Below are 22,207 nucleotides of genomic sequence, written 5' to 3'. Positions count from 1 at the left end.
GAGAAGTCACATAACTATTTTGGGTGCCTCTATTTTGGATAATGATGTATTTTTTTAAGCAAATATGCCTACGAGAACGTCAAAAAGCCCAATTGGCAAGTTTTCTTAATTGACAAGGTTGATAGGAGCTAATATTATCCAATAGAGGGAAAACGTCTTATCTTAGCGAATTATTCGTAACATTACTGTAATATTTTTTGGGAAGAAAGCGCCCAAAAAATTATCTTTGCGTTATAATGTTATCATGCCAAAATGGGCATAAGTTTTAGGTTGCAATTTTATAATTTAATATGAATTGACATGGAAATAGTTTTTTTCCAAATAAAATATGCACCAAAGTTTGTTTTTGTAGGCAGTTTTATAGGAGGTAAGTTGGATGGATGATTTTCAACGTCGCAATGATCAACGTCGTAATAATCAACAATCATTTCAACCAAGAACAAGAACAGAGCGATTAGGTTCTCGTGTAAGTCAAATGTCAGGGAAAAACGGAAAAAAAGGGAAATATAGCAGATTCTTTAACAAAAAATGGTTTATTTTAGTCGGAATCACTTCTCTATTACTCATTATAGGCGGCTGTTCCGCTGTAATGATGTCAGCAAATACGTATAAAATTGATGAACTAAAAAATCTGGAATTTTCTACTAGTGTATATGATCAAACAGGGAAGAAAGAGATTGGTCGAATTGGTAGCGTGTATCGAGAGTATGTCTCGATGAAGCAATTAAAGGAAATAAATCCAGATTTACCAGAAGCATTTATAAAAGTAGAAGACCAGCGTTTCCGCTCACACTCAGGAGTAGACTGGTTTGGATTGACTCGTGCAATAGTGAAAAACGTCATCTTCTTTGAAAAAGGAGAAGGTGGCGGTACCATTACCATGCAGGTTGCTCGAAATGTTCTTCTTCAAGATAGAACCAAGACTTATACTCGTAAATTAAAAGAAATAGGTGCTGCTTTAAATATCGAACGCGAACATAGCAAAGATGAGATATTGGAAGTCTATCTTAACTACATTGATTTTGGGAATCAAGTAGCGGGTATCCAAATGGCTTCTAAAATTTATTTTGGTAAAGATTTGAAGAAAGAAAAACTAGAACCTCAAGAGATTGCCTTTTTAGCAGGATTACCAAAAGCTCCATATGGTTACAACCCATACGGTGGGGAAAAAAAGATGAAAAGAGCAATCGAACGACGTAATGTCGTTTTGATGAAGATGACAGAGTCGGAAGAAAGCCCAGCTATTATCACGGTAGCAGAAAAAGAAAAACTACAAAAAATGCCGCTTGGGACAAATAAAGAATTTTTAGCAAAATATAGAAAATCTTCCAAATATCAAGCGTATAAAGATTTAGTCTATGATGAAATTATAGATCGCTATGATCTAGATAAAGAAGCTCTCAATAGTAATGGATATAAGATTTACACAGGAATCGATACCACTGCCCAAGAAGTCGTAGAAGAAGCGATGAAAACAGACAGCCTGTTCAAAGGAAAATCTGATTATGAGGGGCAAGTAGACTCAGGAGTATCCATGATTGATCCACATACTGGGTTGATTCGCGCGCTCGGTGGAGGACGGAACTATAATCCAGGTTCCTACAATAGAGCAACTTTTGAAGTGTCACCTGGTTCATCGATCAAGCCATTGACGGTATTTGCACCTGCGATCGAAGAAAAAGGCTACAACAAATATACACCATTTAAAGATCAGCAGTATAAAGTGGGATCATGGTCACCGAAAAACTTTTCTGGAAGGTATTCTGGTGATGTCACGATGGAACAAGTAGTATACAAATCCATCAACACAGTGACGGTTAAATTGACGATGGAAGATGTAGGTTTGGAAAAGTCGTTTGAATATGGTAAAGAAAAATTAAAATTGCCTTTGCTTCCAAAAGATAAAGGTCCTGCATCTCTGGGACTGGGTGGTTTGACTGAAGGTGTGAGCCCCGTTGATATGGCTCAAGCCTACACGGCTTTTCCAAACAATGGAGAAATGACAACAGCGCATACGATTATTCGAATCGAAGATAGTGAAGGAAAAGAAGTTCCTCCAAAAGACGGAAAAGAGATTGACAATAAGGGAAATCCAAAACGAGTATTCTCACCTACAACTGCTTGGTATATGACTGAGATGCTGCAAGAGGTAGTGAAAAATCCTGGTGGTACTGCTCATAGTGCAATTAAAGTGAACAGACCGGTAGCTGGTAAAACAGGTACCATTCAGAATGAACAAGCAGGATGGTTTGTCGGTTATACACCTGATTTGGTTATGGCAGTTAATGTATTTAACGATACAGTTGATGGGAAAAGAGCCAATGCAAAAATTACCGGTGGTTCTATGCCCGCTAAAGTATTTAACTATATTTTAAAACATGTATTAGAAGGTAAACCTGCCAAAGATTTTAAGAAGCCTGAAGGCGTAAAAGAGCCTGTACCGCCATTCCAGCTACAAACACCAAACTTATCTGGTAGTTACAATGCAGATAATAACAGTGTTCAATTAAACTGGCAGAAACAAGATGGTCGGGTAGTTTATACGATCCAGCGTTCGGAAGACGGTGTGAATTTCTCCGATCTTCAAACCAATGTAAGCGGCAATTCCTTTACTGATACAAGCGTGCAAGCACCTGACGGTGGAGGATTCTTAGGTCTTGGCGGAAACAAATCTTATTACTACAAAGTAATTGCGGTAGATACCCAAGCTGCGGATCAAGCAACTTCCCAAAAGGAATCTGGAGCACTCGAAATTAAAATTAAGTCCAAGAAAAAAGATGAACCTGTGCCTTGTGATCAATTTGGTCAACCAGAAGGTTGTGTACCACAAAACAATGGTAACAATAAAGGGGGTAACAGCAAAAACGGTGGCAACGGAAACCCATTTAATACAGGTGGTCAAGAGAACGGCGAACCCCAAGAAGCTGGTGACGGTGGCACCAATCCGAATGATGGTGGACCGTTTATCGGAGGCAACCGTAAAAATGGTGGCGGATAAATCTAATAAAAAAAGATCAGTTTAAAAACTGGTCTTTTTTTTGTTGTCCTTTTGTATCTTGTACATAAGACAGAACAAGAATGGATGTTAAGTCATGATTATTTTAACAAGTATTATTGCTGTAACGATTGTACTCGTTCCTATTCCAAAACTCGTCGCCTTCCACCCTCGTCATTATTCGATATCTATCATCGTCTATTGGTTATTAGATGTAATAAAAGGTATAGTAATCACTTTCCTAGCATACCTCATTGGAGGATGGTTTGAAGCATATCTAGCTTCTATTCTCGCTGTGGTGATCGCTTTATTTCTAATAAGATGTAATACATTTGCAATTGCAGCTGGATCTATATTTGTATTGAGTCCTGTTTTAATCTTCGTAGGTATAGTGGTTTTTCTGATCAGCTTATTTATAACCAGATACTACTTACTTTCTACCTATTTTACCGTTACAGCAGTGGTAATATTTGGCTTGATCTTAGCAGCACACTTCGCTATTTGGGCTACTATTTTTGCTTTAGGGATTATTGTTTGTTTGGAGCATCGCCATCAATTTCGCCGTTTTCGGCGTGGGTTGGAAAAACAGATTGAATGGTAGGATCTATTTGTAACCTTTTGTTCACGGTTTCTTAAATGTATAATAAAGTGAACGACAAATGTAAAAAGCAGGTTGTTATAAAAAAGGGAAGCTGGTGAAAGTCCAGCACGGTCCCGCCACTGTAATGGAAGAGGGCGACTAGTGTGATGCCACTGTCTAATGGAGCTTAGCTCTGCCATTTATTATAAAAAATGGTGATGGGAAGGTGCTAGAAGCTGATGACTCCAGAGTCAGGAGACCTGCCTGCTTTTGAATTCGTTCTCCTTCGGGATAAAGGAGATGCGATTATTCGCATGTTACCTCCCGCAATTCACATAAGTTTGAGGAGGAAAAAATGAAAAAGTTTGCTTTATGGTTTTCATTCATACTTTTAGTCTGTAGTCTTATTGGGTGCCAATCCGTTCAAATGTCTAATGATCAGTCACCTGTTGATCCTGGAGATGTTAAATATCCATTAACGATTAAAGATCAAGCTGGAAATACGGTAACCATACCTAAAATACCAGAACGAATCATTTCTCTTGTACCAAGTAATACCGAGATTTTATTTGCAATTGGTGCAGGACAGAAGGTTGTGGGAGTAACCACAAATGATGATTATCCAAAAGAAGTAAAGAGTTTGCCAAAAGTGGGCGATATGACGATAAATGCAGAGAAAGTGGTGGCTCAGAAACCAGATATTATCTTTGCATCTATGCTAAATGGAAAAGAGACCATTGATAAGTTAAAAAAACTAGGTTTGACTGTATTTGTGTTGGATGCAAATTCAATCAAAGGAGTTTACCAATCGATTGATTTAGCTGGACAAGTGACCAATCAATTAAATCAATCGGATCAATTAATTGGAAAAATGGAACAAGAAAAACTAAAAGTTTTTCGAGAAGTAGCACAAGCAAAAAAGAATAAACTTGTAAAAGTTTGGATCGAATCTGATCCTTCCTTGTACACTGCAGGAAAAGGTACATTACTAAATGAATTAATTACTATCGCTGGTGGAGATAATGTAGCCAAAAATATTGCTGGGTGGCCCCAAATTTCTTCGGAACAAGTCGTAAAGTGGAATCCTGATGTTATTGTATCGATGTATGGAGATACTTCTGTTATCAAAAATAGAGCAGGATGGAGTACAGTAAATGCGGTAAAAGAGAAGAAAATAATCTCTATTGATCCTAATATTATTTCTAGACCTGGGCCTCGGATTATAGAAGCAATGCAACAACTTGCCAAAACGTTTTATCCAGGTCAGGTAAAATAAAATGGGTCAAATCAAAAAGATTGGGTGGGGAGGATGTTTTCTCCTCACTCTTTTTCTAACAATGAGTATTGCTTTATCAATAGGTAGCACATCTATTACAATAACGGATGTTTGGAAAACCCTTTTGGGATTTGGACAAAGTGATCCAGCTACAACAGCGATCATTTGGAAGATTCGTTTTCCTCGAGTATGTATTGCAGCTTTGGTTGGAGGATCGTTGGCGCTTGCAGGTGTCATTTATCAATCACTTTTACGAAATCCATTAGCAGATCCCTATATTTTGGGGGTTTCTTCTGGATCAGCGGTAGGTGCTGTTATCGCAATTACAAGTGGTTGGGGAGCAGTGGTGTTCCAAGGATGGCAGATCCCTATTTTTTCTTTTTGCGGTGCGATTATGGCTTTGTCCTGTGTACTATTTCTATCAAGATCTCGCTTACAAGTTCAATCCCTGTTACTTTCAGGAGTTGTCGTCAATGCTTTTTTTGCTGCTATTCTTACTTTTTTACTTTCCGTATCTCAAACAGAATTGGCTCGAATTCAATTTTGGTTGATGGGTAGCTTTACACTTCGTGATTGGGATCATGTACTGTTGATGTTGCCTGTCAGTTTTATTGGAACTTTTTTGGTATGGTTGGGCAGTAGAGAGTTAAATATTTTTTTATTAGGTACCCAATCAGCTATACATATTGGCGTATCGGTTTATCGAACGCGCCTTGTACTTCTCATATTAGCTTCTTTAATCACATCGATTGCTGTATCTGTTTCAGGAATGATTGGCTTTGTAGGACTGATCATTCCGCATTTTGTGAGAATTCTTATTCGTACTTCTGATCATCGATACTTATTGCCGTACTCTTTTCTGGTAGGCGCTATTTTTTTGGTTGGAAGTGATGCTATATCACGTGTTTTATTCGAGCCAAGAGAAATCCCTGTTGGTGTCGTAACTGCGTGTTTGGGAGCACCTCTGTTTGCAGTATTGTTACAAAAAACAACACGATCATTGGGTGATAGAACATGATCATACGAGGAGAAGGAATTACTAAGTCGTACGGGGCACGAAAAATACTTGATAGTATTGATTTTTATGTCAAAGACAATGAATGGATTAGTATTTTAGGGCCAAATGGTAGCGGAAAAAGCACCTTGTTATCCTGTTTGATTGGAAGCAGTAAGGTAGATTATGGTACTATCCAAGTTTTTGGGAAAGATATTTCTCGATATACCGTGAAAGACAAAGCAAAAGTAATCGCATTTTTAACACAGGAATCATTACCAGACATGCCAAATACAGTTGAAGAAATCATCCAAATGGGAAGATATGCCTATCAACAGTCCTATATGCCATGGTATTCCAAAAAAGATCAAGAAATTGTGGAAGAAGTAATGGTGTTTACCAATACTATTGGTCTGCGTAATAGTCAGATTGGATTATTGAGTGGTGGTGAACGCCAGCGGGTATCTATTGCTTTGGCATTGGCACAAGAACCACAAATTTTACTGTTAGATGAACCTACTACCTATTTGGATGTGTACTATCAACTTGCATTCTTTGATTTGCTCAAAGAATGGCAGAATAAGAATAACACCACGATCATCTCCGTGTTGCATGATCTTAATTTGGCGAGTTTGTACAGTGATCGATGTTTTTTATTGCATAAGGGCAAAGTATTAGATGAAGGGAAGGTATCAGATATACTCACAACAGAGAATATCAATAAAACATACCAAATAGACCCTCTCTTGATCCAACATCCGATACAAAAGGTACCTCAAATACTATTAAAAGGAGATTTTCCGTCAACGACTCACCGTTAAATGGTGAGCTTGTAACCATCCAGTCATGCAAACGTCTTTCGACTCTGACCTTGAATGGATGCTACATCAGGGCAGATTGACAGTTACCCGTTCTCTATCAGACATGCTGATACAGACCCTGTGTTTCGGTACTAAAAATTCCCAAGGTAACAGAACCTTCTCGATAGCTTGTATCTTTTACGTAAGTAGAGCATTACTTATTACAACTCCATAGATACAGTTGTCAAAGAACAAGGAGTGCCTCAGCCAATTGGCGAACGGTTTGCTCCTGCTGTATGTATTCCACACATATGTTTGTAAACCTTCTGAAAGGTGGTGAATAGACAGGAGAAAGGAATGGTTGTTCTAAGCATCCCAATAAGGGATACCGAGCAACGCTGACATTCCTCTACGCCAATGAATTTGGCGAGTTTCCTGTCGGCAATCTCATGAAAATATATACGCGAACAGGTGACCAAGGAGAAACAGGATTGGTTGGTGCTAGGAGAAGCAAAGATGATGTGAGAGTAGAAGCATATGGAACAATTGATGAGTTAAACTCGATGCTAGGAGAAGCAATCACACGTTTAGAAGAAGTTGTTCATGATGATATAAAAAAAGATATGATCATTATTCAGCATCATTTATTTGATGCTGGAGGAGATTTAGCCCAAGTAGAGGAAAAAAGAGTTTATCATGTAAAGGCAAATATGATTGATGATCTAGAGCAATTAATCGATCGTTATGATATAGAATGTCCAGCACTTCGTAATTTTGTGCTACCAGGTGGTACAAAGGGAGCAGCTGCTTTCCATCAATGTCGTGTGATTGCAAGAAGAGCAGAACGAAGAGTAGTAAGTTTATGCTCCATGGAAGAAACAAATCTAGAAGTAAGGCGTTATCTCAATCGTTTATCAGATTTATTTTTTACATTAGCACGAGTTGTAAATGTACGGGCGGGAGAAGTGGATATACCATATAAAAAAACTCAGAGTTTGAGTGAGTAGTTGGGAGATTTTTATGTTGACTTTTTTTCAATATCCAAAATGCAGTACTTGTCGAAAAGCAAAACAATTCCTTGATAGCCAAGGAATTGTTTATGAAAATAGACACATTGTTGAGGAACCACCAAAAGTAGATGAATTAAGAGAACTAGTCGCTATAAGTGGGTTACCGGTTCAAAAATTTTTTAATACAAGCGGACAAGTATATCGTCAAATGGAGTTGTCTAAGCAATTACCCACTATGTCGGAAGAAGAAAAATTACAGATTCTTGCCTCTAACGGTATGTTAGTAAAGCGTCCAATTTTAACCGATGGAAATCAGGTGACAATTGGATTTAAAGAAGAGGAGTGGCAGCAAAAATGGACATAAAAAAGAGCTACATGATGTAGCTCTTTTTTTTAACTAGTTGGTTTCACGACGACGGAAAGCTAGGACTGCAACACCAGCTAGGGAAAGTGCTGCACCAAGTGCTACAGAGGTAGCGAAGTCGTTAGCCGTTTTTGGAAGTTTACCACCGTTTGGTTTTGTACCAGCATTAGCACCAGCGTTTGTACCAGCATTAGCGCCACCATTGTTACCAGCGTTAGTACCGCCATTGTTGGTTCCACCATTGTTAGTAGTACCACCATTGTTAGTAGTACCACCATTGTTAGTAGTACCACCATTGTCAGTACCGCCATTGTTGGTTCCACCATTGTTGGTTCCACCATTGTTAGTACCGCCATTGTTGGTTCCACCATTGTTAGTACCGCCATTGTTGGTTCCACCATTGTTAGTACCGCCATTGTCAGTACCGCCATTGTTGGTTCCGCCATTGTCAGTACCACCATTGTTGGTTCCACCGTTGTTAGCGCCACCGTTGTTGTCACCTTTGCAAGGCTCGTTAATCTTAATACGAACTACTACAGCAATTTTGGTTTTATGTCCATCAACTGCTAGATATATTTTAAATGCATAGTTACCAGCTGGACCATTTGGATTAGCGGTAGGATCATAAACGATTTCGTAGAAGTCACCTTTTTGTTTGGTGGAAACTTCTCCAGTACCAACGATTTTCCCTTTTACAGGATCTAGTTTGATGTCATGGTAGATATCATATTTAAGAGAAAGCTTTAATTTGCTTATATCCACACCTAGAGCTTTTAATTCTTTTGTACGTACTTTAACAAAAATCTTGTCACACTTGCCACCGAATTTCACAATGTTTAGTACATTAGCTTCACCTAGAATCTTCAGGTCTACATCCTGCTTTAATGTGGTAGCAGAAGTCACCGATGGTAGAAAGCCAAAAGCAAAGATTGCCATAAGGGCAAGTAATGAAAAACGCTTAACAAAATTTAACATTTAAGAAATACCTCCTCGTATGCTTATATATATTTTTTACGGACTAGAATATTTCCTCCTTATTTTGTTAGATAATTTACCTTTTTTGTTTAACATTAACAATTTAGACATAAAACTAGGTCGAAATGCCATTTTTATAATCGAAATATATTTACTTCTAATGATGAAATAAATGCTTTTCGTTATGTATGATTTGAAGGTAAAGGGGAATGTCAAATTGCCGGAAGACACCTAAATAGTCTAACAAAAAATGCAGTCCAAGGGAATATATTTTGAATTAGCAGATTTGTCAAATTAAAGGCATTGGAAATAAAGTTTTAGATGGAAAATAAAGATAAAAAAACAACCAACTGATGAGCTGGTTGTTTTTTATTTGGTTATGGTCTTGTTGGTACAACAGAAGGGTGATAAATAGGATAAGTAGGAGCGACCCATACTGAACCTGTACCAGTAAACGTTTGTAGGTAGCCTTCTCCACTTGTCATGGAACCGACGATGGATTTTGCAGAACGTTCCACTGTAAAGTTGATGTTTCCATTACGAAGTATCGCAAAATTACCATCTACTTGTAAGCGTTCGTTATTCAATTGAAGTTTCATGATTTCATGTGCAGGTACTGGACTTAGAAGGACAACCAAGCCATAACCTTTTAAGCTGGTTTGGAATAAACCTTCTCCACCTTTTAGAGCCGCAGATATCGATTTTTGAGCTGCTACCCCTACTTGTACAGAACTTTCACAAGCTACAAACATACCTTTGTCTACAATGATTTCTTCGTTGTTCAATTGATATAGAAGAAAATGATCGAAGCTGGGTTCTAAAAAGACTTCACCAGAACCGGTGTAACTTGGTTTGAAAGTAGATTCTTGAGTAAGCATGGAGCTCGCAAGGTTTTTCAATAGACCAGCAGCACCTTTACCGCCACCAACTTGATTATCAGCGGTTATATGCCCTTTGAGAAAGGAAAGTGCACCTGCTTCGGTGATAACACTTCCATTTTGGAGTACAACACGAACTTGGTGAAGACGTGCGCCTGCTTTTTGAGCGCTATACAAGCTTGCTACTTGTAAAGGTTTGTAACGTAGAATATCAAATCGAGCTGCAGCACCTTGTACTGACTCAATTACATCAAACATTTCAGACATAAAGGCCTGTTCCTCCTTAGATAAAAAGAAAATAATATTTCTACTTCTATGATACATGAAATTACGACATAAAGAACGAAAAATTTAACCAAGTTGCGCAAGAAGTCTCCCATTTTAAAGTGTCATCTCTGAAATTTTTACATTTTTTGGTTGTATCCTTTTTCATCCTATTCTATAATCAGTCACGGATGAAGAGGTAAGGAAAGAAAAAGTGGATAGAATTCAAAGTTAGAGAGGGAAGGTAATTATGATCCATGCAAAAAAGTATTCTCTCAAACATCCCAATACGATCTAGATCGTCTATTTGCTTGTAACCGTGAATCCGCTCTGGTTTGGAACAAGTGTCTATATATCAAAGAAGTATATTCAAAATAATCAGAAGTGGATTTCGGAATCGGAATTACAAAAAGTAACTAAGCGACGATTTTTCTTACATAGCCAATCGATTCAAGCGGTTTGTCACAAGTATCTGTTCTCCCGAGATGCTGCCTATCAAGCGATTCAAAAGGGAATCCAGACAGTCCGCTATCCGTACAAGAAAAAGAAACACTATAACACCAAATGGGCAAAAGATGGGTTTCGAATCTTTTCGAATGGAAGAGCCGAATTATCCTTGGGAATTCAACAGGGAAAACACCAGAAACCTATTGTTCTTCATACATCTGATTTGCCACAGGGACAAATCAAAGAAATCGAGTTTTGTTACGATCAGAAGCTGTACCTATCGGTATCCTTTGAAGATGGGATTCAGAACGAGACATACACATCTGGGAAATCCGCAGGAGTAGATTTAGGTGAAATTCATACAATTGCTTCCTTCTGCGAAACAGGAGAATCCCTGATTATTACAGGTCGTAAAATCCGCCCTAGGCGAAAAGTAGTAGATGGGTTGTTCCGCCCCTTGTACCATTGGTACCTGTTGTTTACTTAGGAAGGAAGATGACTTCCGGTCGAATAGGCCGAGGGAAGAAGGCTAACCCTTCTTGACGTTGAAGCGTTTTTGTTCTTTTGGTAAGAAATTCCCATCGTTATAGGTGGGAGAGGTTCATTTGAATATAAAGAACTTCATCTTGGTTCCAATCAAATCCATCATATATAGAGCTTGTATGATTCTCTTTTTTGTTTTACCAAATACCACCATTGGTTCGAATAGGATATTTTTCTTCTGAGGGTGGGTAAGTAATGGATTCAAACCACACCTCTGCACCTTGCACATTGGGAGGAATAGCATGAAACTTCCATTTAATTATATAAATATTCACTTGAGAATACTTTTCAAATTATAGTAACTTTAATCTTGTATTGACTATTGTAAAAGGAATATGTTATCTTGTTTTTGCATTCTAAAGCACCAATTAGGTGATAGTATAGATGAGTATACATTTTGTAGGAGGAATTCAGAAAATGGCATCACGTTTAGTCGGTTTACCAGCACCAGCTTTTGAATTAGAAAGCACCAAAAACCTAGAAACTTTGGATGAAAAAGTATCACTTGCTGATTATGAAGGTAGATGGTTGGTGTTATTTTTCTATCCACTAGATTTTACCTTTGTTTGCCCTACAGAGATCACAGCACTTAGTGATCGCTATGAAGAATTTACAGACCTTGACTGTGATATTATTGGAGTAAGTACAGACAGTAAGTACTCACACCGTGCATGGATACATACATCTCGTGATGACAATGGTTTAGGAGAAATTAAATATCCACTGGGAGCAGACACCAACCATCAAGTTTCCAAAGATTATGGTGTGCTTTTAGAAGATGAAGGAATTGCATTACGTGGTCTTTATATCATTGACCCAGAAGGTATTATTCGATACCAAGTAGTAACAGATAATAATATCGGACGTAGTGTGGATGAAACCTTGCGTGTACTAGAAGCACTGCAAACAGGTGGACTTTGTGGAGCTGACTGGAAACCTGGTCAAGAAAATCTATAAGTAAGTAGTTTGCGGCTCCTTTTTGTGGGAGTCGCTCACTCTTTTATACAAGATAAAAGGAGGAATTTTGATCATGGCAATGCGATTGCGAACGGAAATGCCAGCCCTTACCGGTATAACCGAATGGGTAAATGGAGAAGTTAACAAGAATGATCTTGCTTCCAAACCTGTGCTTATTCATTTTTGGTCTGTCAGTTGTGGAATGTGCAAAGAAAGCCTTCCTGAGATCAATAAAATGCGCGAAACATACCCAGATTTACAGATTGTTGGTATTCATATGCCACGTTCTCAGAAAGATACAGATATATCTTCAGTAAAAGAAACCATTACAAAATATGAACTCAAACATCCACAAGGAATCGATAATGAGCACAATGTAGTAGATTCATTTGAAAATGAGTTTGTTCCTGCATTTTATTTGTTTGATCACGAAGGAGTTTTGCGCCATCGTTCCGCTGGTGAGAAAGCACTTTCCATGCTTAAAAAACCACTAGAGCGAGTTTTACAGCCAGAGGGGGCAACATCATGAATTTACCACAAGAACTTCGATATACAGAAGAACATGAGTGGGTAAAAATAGAAGGTAATACAGCTACTATTGGCATTACTGATTTTGCTCAATCTGAATTAGGAGATATTGTTTTTGTAGAGCTACCAGAAGAAGGATCAGAGATATCCGTTGGGGATGTTTTTGGAAGTGTAGAATCTGTTAAAACGGTCTCTGAACTCTATGCACCTCTCTCAGGAAAAGTACTCGCTATAAATAGTGAATTGGATGATACTCCAGAACATGTGAATGAAGCAGCATATGAAGCTGGTTGGATGATCAAGATCGAAGTTTCAAATGAAAGTGAGATAGAGAATCTGTTATCTGCTAATCAATATCAAGAAAGTATTTCAGAATAGTAGATAGGAGGCCACCGAATGAGCGATTATCGTGTTAATATTACAAGAAAAATTACCGGGAAGCTGGAAGACGGAAAGTTGATCTTGTATCACAATCATCAACCAATCGGTGAATTGCTTGTACAAGGCCAAAGTATAACACTGTATGATGGTTTTGAGGCAGATGAGTCTCGTGTATATGCAGTTGGAACCTATTCCTTTGAAGAGAAGTATGCAGGAGACTGCGATATGGGCTGGTGTCCGTAGGAAAATAAAAAGAAAAAACTAGGATTTTCATAGCTAGAGGCCGAAGTTTACGAAAATAAGGTCCTCTAGCTATTATTTTTATGGTTTGATATACAAAATTTTGTGGTAAAATATTAGTAACAAACAAGTTCTTCAGACCTTTTTTGATCTTTCTTGATCAATGAGGGGTAAGGAGGGAATATACATGATCTACTGTTGTGGAGCTAGCATGATTGGGATGGTTGGATCACTGAAACAAAAATCAGTGAAGGTTCATCAAGTACCGTTGCTTTTTTGTCCTGTATGCCACAATGTCGAGGTTCACCCAGCAGCCAAAGAGCAGTTTGATTTGGTGCTAGAGTATGCTTTAGAAGATCGTGTGAAAGAAACGTCCCTCTACGAACAAGTCGACCCCGAACTTATGGCTACTTGGAAGGAGTCCTGTTTTAGCTTCCAGGAGGATGATGTAGAGGCAGTATTAAGGGAACAGATTGATTTATCTCTCGATCTTCTGCTCATCTCGAAACCCGACCAGTCTTGGGCCAATGAACTGAAGAACCGCCTCCGAGTGCTGAGTAAACGGTTAATCCAGTTGGAGAGACAAAAGGAGAGCAGTTTGTAATACTTTTAAGCCCCTTGAGGGCTTTTTTTATTTCAGTTAATTTTGTTTTGTTTCAATATATAATAAATACATATTTTATTGCTAACAGAAAGTAGATCTTCAGAACTAGACAAATTATAATGATATGTGAGTCCATTCGTTTTGGAGGAATCAATGTCTGAGAAGAACTCCACTGATGCCATGTCCAGTGACATTCGTAGCGTTTACGAATGTGCGGAATACAAGATCAAGAGAATCCTCATCGAAAGGATGAGTGGAGAAATCCAGCCTTTCTCGATTGAAGACCTCTGTCCTTCTGGACAGCTTTACGAGGCCATCAAGCAACACTGCCTCGTGGAGTGTCAGAAGCTCCAGTTGGACGTGAGTAAGGTGGACTTGGAGACAAAGAGGGCGATTGAAAGGGTGTTCAATGTAGCCCTATACATGTACTTCTGCTTCAAGTATAAGTGTTCAGGTGAGTACATTCCTGTGATTGATGCCACTGTCGAGGACAAGCTATGGGATCTCTTCTCAAAGCGGGTAGACGACGAGAATTCGGCTACACTGAGAATGCTCCTTCCTTCTGGGGCAATTTATAAGGAAGTCAAGCAGTACTGTCTCGAGGAGGATGAGAAGACGACGTCAGTGATCGAACGGGTATTCAATGTCGTGCTTGTAGCGCACTTCCGACATCACTACCCCCACTAATACTTTCTGCACCTCATGAATATATGAGGTGCAGAAAGTGGATCACCTGTCCAATGATAAAGGATTGGTGATCCAGCGAAATCATTTCTTATTCTATAGATGAGTAAAAAACAACTTCTTTCTAATTAGGAAAGAAGTTGTTTTTTAATTTCTAATCTTATAGTTTTGGTCCTGCTGCAACTATTTTTTCATCTACGTGAGTAAACTTGGTGAAATTCTTTTGGAATCTTTCCGCTAAAGCATGTGCTTGCTTATCATATGCAGCATGATCGCTCCATGTGTTGCGTGGGTTCAATAGTTCTGCTGGTACTCCAGGGCAGCGGGTCGGTACAGCAAATTGGAAGACAGGATCATGGATATATCCTACCTTATTTAGATCTCCATTGAGAGCTGCTGTGACCATTGCTCGTGTATATTTTAGGTTCATTCGTTTCCCAATACCATAAGCTCCACCAGTCCACCCTGTGTTTACGAGATAAACTTGTGTTTGGTGTTCCGCAATCTTTTTGCCCAAGAGATCTGCATATACATGAGCAGGCCTAGGCAAGAATGGTGCTCCAAAACAGGTGGAGAAAGTTGCTTCTGGCTCTGTTACTCCGCGTTCTGTTCCAGCTAATTTACTCGTATAACCAGATAAGAAATGATACATAGCTTGCTCAGGTGTCAGTTTGGAGATAGGAGGTAACACACCAAAAGCATCAGCAGTTAAAAATAAGATGACTTTGGGATGTCCAGCTTCACCAGGAATGACCGCACCATCAATAAAATCAACAGGATACGCAGCACGTGTATTTTCGGTCAACGTATTATCACTGTAGACAGGAATACGATTGTCATCCAATACGACATTTTCCAAAACGGTACCAAAACGAATCGCATTCCAAATTTGAGGTTCTTTTTCAGCCGAAAGACCGATACATTTTGCGTAGCAGCCACCTTCAAAGTTGAATACCCCATTTTCAGACCAACCGTGCTCATCGTCTCCAATCAGACCGCGTTCAGGGTCAGCAGATAGTGTTGTTTTTCCAGTTCCAGACAAACCAAAAAACAATGCTACATCCCCTGCTTTCCCTACATTTGCAGAACAATGCATAGGCATTACATTTTGATCTGGCAATAAGTAGTTCATTACGGTAAAAATAGACTTTTTCATTTCACCAGCGTAGTGTGTACCTGCAATTATAACCACTCGTTGTTCGAAGTTAACAGCAATAAGTGTCTTGGAACGTGTTCCATCTTTTTCAGGATCGATCTCAAAATGCGGTACACAAATTACAGTGAAGGAAGGTACATGCTCAGCAAGTTCTTCTTCTGTGGGACGTATAAATAATTGATGAACGAATAAATTATGCCAAGCGTATTCGTTTATCACACGAATAGGCAAACGGTAATCTTTATCAGCGCCAGCAAAACCATCAAAAATAAATAATTCTTTTTCTTTCAAGTAAGCTTCTAAGCGCTCATAAATCTTTGCAAACTTTTCGGGTTCCATGGCTTGGTTGGTGGTGAAGTCCATTTTTTCCGCCACTAGTTCATTGTTTACTGTATATTTATCCAGTGGTGAACGTCCGGTAAACTCACCAGTTACTGCACGCAATGCCCCATTTTCCGTTAACACAGCTTCCTCTCGTTTCACAGCTTGTTCGGTTAGCTCAGCTACAGAAAGGTTTTTGTGCAACAAGCCTTCAAGTGGGATGTTTGTAGCTGATTTCCCAAGAACCATATCCATTTGCATCCTCATTCCTTTGTTTTTTTAATGTTTTTCCTGTCTGAATGCATTCGACCTAGTATAACAAAATTCGTTAGCTTGTTAAACAGGGCAATTTTACACTATAATATCATTGAATATTCTAATAATATTATGTTTGGATTCGCATGAATATGAAATTTGTAGATAGCATAAGAAAATCGAGTGTAGAGAGTCATAAACGCCCATTGACAAGGAATAAAAATAATGATATCTTCTTACAGAACTGATTATCCTATCGGGAGTGTTATAATGAGTGAGTTAAAGGAAGGGGCCATCGTTACGGGCGAAGTAATCTCAACGAAACCCTTTGGTGCCTTTGTAAAGTTAGAGACTGGGGAGTCCGGTTTGGTTCATATTTCCCAAATCTCTAGTAAATACGTAGAAAAAGTGGAAGATGTTCTCCAAGTAGGTGCTAGTGTAAAAGCAAAGGTGCTATCGATTGACCCGTCCGGAAAAATCTCCCTTTCGATCAAAGCATTGAGTGATGATCGGCCAGCCCGCGACAACAAACGTGGCGGAGGAGACCGTCGTGGTGGATCACGGAGAAACAACAACAATAATCCTACCGATTTCGAAGATATGATGAAAAAGTGGATGAAGAGTAGCGAAGAGCGCCTGAGTGCTTTAGCTGCAAAACAAAAGAAAAACCGCTAATATCCGTCGGTTTTTTCACTTTTTTATTGAAGAAGCATCCCCAGAGTTACAGAGGGATGTTTTTTTCTTGTGTACATAATGGTTTTTCACCAGACAAATCCATTAAAAAAAGTTGAATTCCTTTTTTAACTTAACCTAACCTATATATTTTCTCCTATTATATATTCGATCCACTAATTGGGTAAAGTTAGTTTACATTTTGGAAACAAATTGTATTTTTTTTCGAAAAAAACACGCAATATAATAAACGTAAATTAAGCAGTAGGGTAATATAAATGCTCTTTTGATCTAATTAACGAATGATTAAGGGTGATCCTAATAAGAGAACAATAGTTTGAGACTCCACACGACTAAAGTCGTGGGATTCTTAGGTAGTTAGCGCACGCACTCCATTTCTGCTTTGTGCAACTCCCAAGTTCAGGGCTGTCTCATCAGCCCGTCCCATGCAGTTAAAAGTGTACCCACATGGGCGGAACGCCTGTTACCAGCGTTCTAGTCCTCTTCCTGCCTCTAATGGTTTTACTCGGTAGGAGACCGATCCATTTGCTACCGAAACCCTATACCATTACATTTTCAAAGAACAACCCTACTAGCTGTAGGATGATCACCGATCATGTGTTCTATTTTATGGAATGTTCATTGCTCTTGCAATCCCTTTTTTTGGGGTTTGGAGCAACGCCGTCTTTCATCCCACGATTCAAACCGTGGGCTTTCAGTCGGCAAAAGTCTGTAAAAGTGTCAACCGAGATAACATCATTAGTCTGTTCCTATCATTCCGATTCTAATAAGTCTTTCGTTTCTATTTTTATGTCAGTATCATCACAAATGTCCTAATATATGAAAAGAGGTTAATATTATGAAAAAAACTACTATTTCTTTCCTTTCTGCGGCTGTTGCTTTTGGAGTGCTGCTAACTGGATGTGCTACTGGAGCAGACTCAAACAAGAAAGAAGCACCTGTAACACAAAAAGAAGCACCTGTAAAAGAAGAGAATCCTGTTGATAAAATAACCGTATCACCTAAACATGAAAAATTGATCAAAGAAGCAATGGAATCAGCCAAACAAGGAAAACAAGTAAAGATGGATAAACAGTATCAACAGATTTCCTGGGGAGAAATAGAAAAAGTACTAGGTGAACCTTATTTGGCCGGACCTGAAGACGGAGGGTCTATGACTTATGCAGCTGGTAAATATGAAATTACATTTTCCTTCAATTGCCATGGTGAATGTGTAGCCAATGAAGAGCTGGGTATCCAAACGAAACTTGTTTCTATGGGTGTCGAAGAAGCGAATGTTACAAAAGAAAATTAGATGATAGCTTTTAAGAGGTTTTTAAATAAAACACTTGATCCTAAATAGATAGAGATCAAGTGTTTTTGTTCGTAAAATCTTTCTGTATAGCTGGCTGTATTTTCGATGTTCCATGGAAGTACAGTCAACATTGTAAAATTAACCCGAAAATTATAAACTACTACAAGACGTTTGGTCTGTACATGAACAAATGTATTAGATAGACAGTTGATTTTTCCGTCTTGCAACGGCATGCTTCCCTTGCCAAGAATTTCGTCTTGCCATCTCTTTATCAATTGCATTTAAAACTTCCCATTTTTTCGTACTCCACATTGGTCCCATCATGATATCCGGGGGGCCATCTCCTGTGATACGATGGATGATCACATCTTGGGGGAGCATTTCCAGTGAATCACAGACCAGTCCGACATATGTGTCTTTATCTAGAAATTCTAAGAGACCGGCTTCATATTGTTTCACCATAGGAGTGTTGCGTAACAGATGCAACAAATGAATCTTGATTCCTTGAATATCCATATTTGCACACGCTCTCACCGTTTCTCGCATTTCATCTGGAGTTTCTCCAGGTAGACCATGAATAATATGCGTACAAACTCGAATGCCATGTTTGCGCAGTTTGGCTACCCCTTCTAAGAAACAATTTGTGTCATGTCCCCTATTAATCAAATCAGAAGTATGCTCATGAATCGTTTGTAGTCCTAGCTCCACCCACAGATAGGTTCGTTCATTTAATTCAGCGAGGTATTCTACGACGTCATCTGGTAAACAGTCTGGACGCGTTGCGATCGAGAGCCCGATTACATCTTCTTGCTCTAATATCGCTTCATATTTTTCTTGTAATTCTTCCACTGGGGCATAGGTGTTACTAAATGCCTGGAAGTACCCAAGATACTTTGCATCTGGCCATTTTGCACTCATCATTTTCTTCCCAGAAGCAAATTGTTTAATCAAATCATCGCGGCGATACCCAGCAAAATCACCAGAACCTCTAGCACTACAAAACGTACAGCCACCGACTGCAACTTCTCCATTACGGTTCGGGCAAGTAAATCCTCCATCTAATGGTATTTTACATATTTTTTGACCATGTATTTTTCTAAGGTGGTGATTCCACGTATGGTAACGTTTATCTCCCCACATGAGTGGAGTTTCTTGATTTGTTAAAATCACCATTCATCATCCTTTTATCTGTTAAAATGTGATTAAATTTACTATACTGCAAGAAAAGGCTTTGTATTTTAGGTGAAATATATAAATAAAGTTTTATTATGATGGGAGTGAAAATGGTTCATGAAAAAACTATCCAATCGTACCATTTTAACACATCACGAAGTGATCTGTAGGAACCATGGTAAATAGATCCTATTCTTTTGGCTTTTCAAATATATGTAAGCTATTATTCTGCTGTTTTCTGGTTAGAAGAAAGGTATTTTATAGGATCAACTTCTTTCATACGAGCAGAACAATATATACAAATACTATTCTTTTATGTATTGTTTCTTGAAGCCGAAAGCAGTAGAGTTATAGAGGGTATTCTTTTTTAAATCATCGTTTTCGAGTTTCGCTATTATTTGGATGTATAATTGGTATAGTGACTGTTTATTAGGCGCATGCTACTTATAAACTATTGTTTCGTATGGGCATATGTGATTTCACGTATGTACCCTTTCCTTATGCCTTTGAAGATAAGTAAGGGTTACGGTATGATAGAGTTGATCGATAGTAAGGAGTTACGTCTGGATACATAGTAAGTTTTTAATATTAAACAGTTCAACTACTTCCAAATAAGCTCCAAATCATTTGTTGTGAATCATACTTATTTTGTCGATATTTTTTTCGAGGTGATCTTTCATGGCTAGAACCAAACAGAAAGCCCAGAGTTTACTGGAATCGGAAATTAAAGTAGCACCTATTACTACTTTCTCCGTGCTTTCCCCTGAAGGTAAAGTCGTCAATGAAGATGAAGTGCCCAATCTCAGTGACGAACAGTTACAAGAGTTGATGAAACGCATGGTATTTACACGTGTTTGGGATCAGCGAGCTACAGGACTAGCACGTCAAGGCCGCTTAGGTTTTTATGCCCCTGTTGCAGGTCAAGAAGCAACGATGATCGGTAGTCAATATGCACTAGACAAAGAAGATTTTATCTTACCTGGATATCGCGATATTCCAACATTACATTTTCATGGTTATCCCATGTACCAAGCTTTCCTCTGGTCTAGAGGCCATCAACATGGTGGACAGATTCCAGAAGGTGTAAATGTATTGTTACCACAAATTATTATTGGGGCGCAATATGTACAAGCTGCTGGAGTAGCAATGGCTTTAAAGAAACGGAATACGAATAACATTGTAATCACTTATACTGGTGATGGTGGTAGCTCACAAGGTGATTTTTATGAAGCGATGAACTTTGCGGGTGTTTATAAATTACCTGTTGTTTTTGTGGTTCAAAATAACCGTTATGCTATTTCTACACCTGTTTCCAAGCAAACAGCAGCTGAGTCACTTGCACAAAAAGGACTTGCTGCTGGAATTACATCCTTACAAGTAGATGGTATGGATGTATTGGCAGTTTACCAAGCTGTTGCAAAAGCAAAAGAAAGAGCGGCTAATGGTGAAGGGCCTACACTCATTGAAGCATTAAATTATCGGATTGGACCTCATTCCATGTCTGGAGATGATCCAACGAGATATCGCATCAAAGAAGAACCAACCGAATGGGAACAAAAAGAACCACTCGCTCGTTTCCGTACCTATTTGGAAGGGAAGAAGCTCTGGACAGAAGAGATGGAAACAGGGGTCATTGAAGAAGCTAAAAATACGGTGTCACAAGAAATCAAAAAAGCTGATCAATATCCAAAGATGAAAATGGCAGATTTAATTGACAGCATGTACGAAACGACTCCTCCCCATCTGGAAGAACAAAAAGCGGAGTATGTGGACTAGGAGGATATAATAATGGCACAACTAACAATGGTAAAAGCGATAAATGATGCATTACGTGTGGAACTATCTAAAGATGAAAATACCCTTATTTTTGGAGAAGATGTAGGGGTAAATGGTGGCGTTTTCCGCGCAACTGAAAATTTGCAAAAAGAGTTTGGTGTAGATCGTGTTTTTGATACACCTCTTGCAGAGTCAGGTATTGGCGGTCTTGCTGTAGGATTGGGAACGCAAGGATTTCGCCCAATTGCTGAAATTCAATTTATCGGATTTATTTTTGAAGCTATGGATTCGATCCTAGTGCAAGCACCTCGTCTGCGTTATCGTTCTGGTGGTCGCTATAGCTGCCCAGTTACGTTCCGTGCTCCTTTTGGTGCTGGCGTAAAATCCCCAGAGTTACATAGTGATAGTCTAGAAGGACTCATTACACAAACTCCAGGGATTAAAGTTGTTTGTCCTTCTAATCCTTATGATGCAAAAGGACTTCTTATTTCTGCCATTCGTGATAACGATCCTGTCTTTTTTATGGAACACCTAAAGCTTTATTTCTCCATTAAAGGAGAAGTTCCAGAGGGAGAATACACGGTACCAATTGGTAAAGCGAATGTTGTGAAAGAAGGAAAAGATGTCAGTATCTTTACTTATGGTGCTATGGTTCACACGTCCCTTAAAGCTGCAGAAGCTGCGGAAAAAGAAGGAGTTAGTGTGGAAGTTATCGATCTTCGTACTTTGAGCCCTCTTGACATGGATACCGTCGTACAATCGATTGAAAAGACCAATCGCGCGATAATAGTCCAAGAAGCTCCAAAGCAAGCAGGTGTGGCAGGTGAGTTGATTGCTCAAATTAATGAAAAAGCAATTTTCCATTTAGAAGCTCCAGTTCTTCGTGTAACTGGTCCAAGTACAGTTCTCGGTTTCCCTCTTATTGAAGAAGAATGGCTTCCAAGTCCAGACCGTGTACAAAAAGCTATAAAAAAAGTGATGTCTTACTAGGGTAAGGCGGTGGGGAACCACCGTCTCTT

At 38.9% G+C, this 22,207-nt stretch carries 23 protein-coding genes and 1 riboswitch; of the genes, 18 read left to right on the top strand and 5 right to left on the bottom strand.

Annotated elements, in window-relative coordinates; genetic code table 11:
* Positions 1-376: 376 nt before the first annotated feature.
* The 7 genes from A3GQ_RS0115645 (at position 377) to A3GQ_RS0115610 (ending at position 8,019) form a co-directional block, all read left to right on the top strand.
* Complete coding sequence (locus A3GQ_RS0115645; RefSeq protein ID WP_028777862.1) at positions 377-2,998, top strand: transglycosylase domain-containing protein; 2,622 nt, start codon at positions 377-379, stop codon at positions 2,996-2,998.
* A gap of 94 nt (positions 2,999-3,092) precedes the next feature.
* The gene (locus A3GQ_RS0115640) at positions 3,093-3,596 is read left to right on the top strand and encodes a hypothetical protein (protein ID WP_028777861.1); all 504 of its coding nucleotides are present in this window, start codon (positions 3,093-3,095) and stop codon (positions 3,594-3,596) included.
* Positions 3,597-3,648: 52 nt separating this feature from the next.
* Positions 3,649-3,857: riboswitch (cobalamin riboswitch) on the top strand.
* Between the two features lie 73 nt (positions 3,858-3,930).
* Positions 3,931-4,851: an ABC transporter substrate-binding protein gene (locus A3GQ_RS0115630; protein WP_028777860.1), complete on the top strand. Its 921-nt coding sequence runs from the start codon at positions 3,931-3,933 to the stop codon at positions 4,849-4,851.
* Position 4,852: 1 nt separating this feature from the next.
* Positions 4,853-5,869 (top strand): FecCD family ABC transporter permease, encoded by a 1,017-nt coding sequence (locus A3GQ_RS0115625; protein WP_051271890.1) that lies wholly within the window; start codon positions 4,853-4,855, stop codon positions 5,867-5,869.
* Complete coding sequence (locus A3GQ_RS0115620; RefSeq protein WP_037465186.1) at positions 5,866-6,666, top strand: ABC transporter ATP-binding protein; 801 nt, start codon at positions 5,866-5,868, stop codon at positions 6,664-6,666. The genes A3GQ_RS0115625 and A3GQ_RS0115620 overlap by 4 nt, the downstream gene beginning before the upstream one ends.
* Before the next feature lie 428 nt (positions 6,667-7,094).
* Positions 7,095-7,652 (top strand): cob(I)yrinic acid a,c-diamide adenosyltransferase, encoded by a 558-nt coding sequence (locus A3GQ_RS0115615; protein WP_028777857.1) that lies wholly within the window; start codon positions 7,095-7,097, stop codon positions 7,650-7,652.
* A 13-nt stretch (positions 7,653-7,665) separates the two neighbouring features.
* Positions 7,666-8,019 (top strand): arsenate reductase family protein, encoded by a 354-nt coding sequence (locus A3GQ_RS0115610; RefSeq protein ID WP_037465184.1) that lies wholly within the window; start codon positions 7,666-7,668, stop codon positions 8,017-8,019.
* A 33-nt stretch (positions 8,020-8,052) separates the two neighbouring features.
* Here A3GQ_RS0115610 and A3GQ_RS27210 read toward each other — a convergent pair whose 3' ends face one another.
* Both A3GQ_RS27210 and A3GQ_RS24580 read right to left on the bottom strand, forming a co-directional pair.
* Positions 8,053-8,994, bottom strand: a complete 942-nt coding sequence (locus A3GQ_RS27210) for an LPXTG cell wall anchor domain-containing protein (protein WP_028777855.1) — start codon at positions 8,992-8,994, stop codon at positions 8,053-8,055.
* Positions 8,995-9,371: 377 nt separating this feature from the next.
* Positions 9,372-10,139, bottom strand: a complete 768-nt coding sequence (locus tag A3GQ_RS24580) for an AIM24 family protein (protein WP_037465180.1) — start codon at positions 10,137-10,139, stop codon at positions 9,372-9,374.
* A 304-nt stretch (positions 10,140-10,443) separates the two neighbouring features.
* On the opposite strand from A3GQ_RS24580, the gene A3GQ_RS27865 reads away from it, so the two are divergent.
* Positions 10,444-11,070, top strand: coding sequence for a hypothetical protein (locus A3GQ_RS27865; protein WP_051271887.1), 627 nt, complete (start codon positions 10,444-10,446; stop codon positions 11,068-11,070).
* 193 nt (positions 11,071-11,263) lie between these two features.
* On the opposite strand, the gene A3GQ_RS27195 is transcribed toward A3GQ_RS27865, so the two are convergent.
* Positions 11,264-11,401 (bottom strand): hypothetical protein, encoded by a 138-nt coding sequence (locus A3GQ_RS27195; RefSeq protein ID WP_156877759.1) that lies wholly within the window; start codon positions 11,399-11,401, stop codon positions 11,264-11,266.
* A 142-nt stretch (positions 11,402-11,543) separates the two neighbouring features.
* On the opposite strand from A3GQ_RS27195, the gene A3GQ_RS0115585 reads away from it, so the two are divergent.
* The 6 genes from A3GQ_RS0115585 (at position 11,544) to A3GQ_RS0115560 (ending at position 14,523) form a co-directional block, all read left to right on the top strand.
* Entirely contained in the window at positions 11,544-12,083 is a 540-nt protein-coding gene (locus A3GQ_RS0115585) for a peroxiredoxin (RefSeq protein ID WP_028777853.1), read from the top strand.
* Positions 12,084-12,162: 79 nt separating this feature from the next.
* Positions 12,163-12,612, top strand: coding sequence for a TlpA family protein disulfide reductase (locus A3GQ_RS0115580; protein ID WP_028777852.1), 450 nt, complete (start codon positions 12,163-12,165; stop codon positions 12,610-12,612).
* Positions 12,609-12,989 carry a glycine cleavage system protein GcvH gene (gene gcvH / locus A3GQ_RS0115575; RefSeq protein ID WP_028777851.1) on the top strand — a complete coding sequence of 127 codons (381 nt, stop codon included), beginning with the start codon at positions 12,609-12,611 and terminating at the stop codon, positions 12,987-12,989. Before A3GQ_RS0115580 ends, gcvH begins: the two co-directional genes overlap by 4 nt.
* 18 nt (positions 12,990-13,007) lie before the next feature.
* Positions 13,008-13,235, top strand: a complete 228-nt coding sequence (locus tag A3GQ_RS0115570; RefSeq protein WP_037465176.1) for a DUF2553 family protein — start codon at positions 13,008-13,010, stop codon at positions 13,233-13,235.
* A 184-nt stretch (positions 13,236-13,419) separates the two neighbouring features.
* Positions 13,420-13,836 carry a hypothetical protein gene (locus tag A3GQ_RS0115565; RefSeq protein ID WP_028777849.1) on the top strand — a complete coding sequence of 139 codons (417 nt, stop codon included), beginning with the start codon at positions 13,420-13,422 and terminating at the stop codon, positions 13,834-13,836.
* Positions 13,837-13,989: 153 nt separating this feature from the next.
* The gene (locus tag A3GQ_RS0115560) at positions 13,990-14,523 is read left to right on the top strand and encodes a hypothetical protein (protein WP_028777848.1); all 534 of its coding nucleotides are present in this window, start codon (positions 13,990-13,992) and stop codon (positions 14,521-14,523) included.
* A gap of 157 nt (positions 14,524-14,680) precedes the next feature.
* Here A3GQ_RS0115560 and pckA read toward each other — a convergent pair whose 3' ends face one another.
* Positions 14,681-16,252: a phosphoenolpyruvate carboxykinase (ATP) gene (pckA, locus tag A3GQ_RS0115555; protein ID WP_156877772.1), complete on the bottom strand. Its 1,572-nt coding sequence runs from the start codon at positions 16,250-16,252 to the stop codon at positions 14,681-14,683.
* A gap of 270 nt (positions 16,253-16,522) precedes the next feature.
* Here pckA and A3GQ_RS0115550 point away from each other — a divergent pair, with 270 nt between their 5' ends.
* Positions 16,523-16,927 (top strand): S1 RNA-binding domain-containing protein, encoded by a 405-nt coding sequence (locus tag A3GQ_RS0115550; RefSeq protein ID WP_028777846.1) that lies wholly within the window; start codon positions 16,523-16,525, stop codon positions 16,925-16,927.
* 856 nt (positions 16,928-17,783) lie between these two features.
* Complete coding sequence (locus A3GQ_RS0115545) at positions 17,784-18,239, top strand: hypothetical protein (RefSeq protein ID WP_028777845.1); 456 nt, start codon at positions 17,784-17,786, stop codon at positions 18,237-18,239.
* 195 nt (positions 18,240-18,434) lie between these two features.
* Here the strand turns inward: A3GQ_RS0115545 and mnmL are convergent, their stop codons facing one another.
* Entirely contained in the window at positions 18,435-19,412 is a 978-nt protein-coding gene (mnmL, locus tag A3GQ_RS0115535) for a tRNA modification radical SAM protein MnmL/YtqA (RefSeq protein ID WP_028777843.1), read from the bottom strand.
* Positions 19,413-20,090: 678 nt separating this feature from the next.
* Here mnmL and pdhA point away from each other — a divergent pair.
* Positions 20,091-21,188 carry a pyruvate dehydrogenase (acetyl-transferring) E1 component subunit alpha gene (gene pdhA, locus A3GQ_RS0115530; RefSeq protein WP_083964264.1) on the top strand — a complete coding sequence of 366 codons (1,098 nt, stop codon included), beginning with the start codon at positions 20,091-20,093 and terminating at the stop codon, positions 21,186-21,188.
* A 12-nt stretch (positions 21,189-21,200) separates the two neighbouring features.
* Complete coding sequence (locus A3GQ_RS0115525; protein WP_028777841.1) at positions 21,201-22,178, top strand: alpha-ketoacid dehydrogenase subunit beta; 978 nt, start codon at positions 21,201-21,203, stop codon at positions 22,176-22,178.
* The last annotated feature ends 29 nt before the right edge of the window (positions 22,179-22,207 follow it).

Origin of the sequence: Shimazuella kribbensis DSM 45090 (assembly GCF_000428065.1) — a bacterium.
Lineage (GTDB): Bacteria > Bacillota > Bacilli > Thermoactinomycetales > Thermoactinomycetaceae > Shimazuella > Shimazuella kribbensis.
Note: the sequence above shows the minus strand (reverse complement) of the source record. Positions and strands in the feature narration are given on the sequence as shown.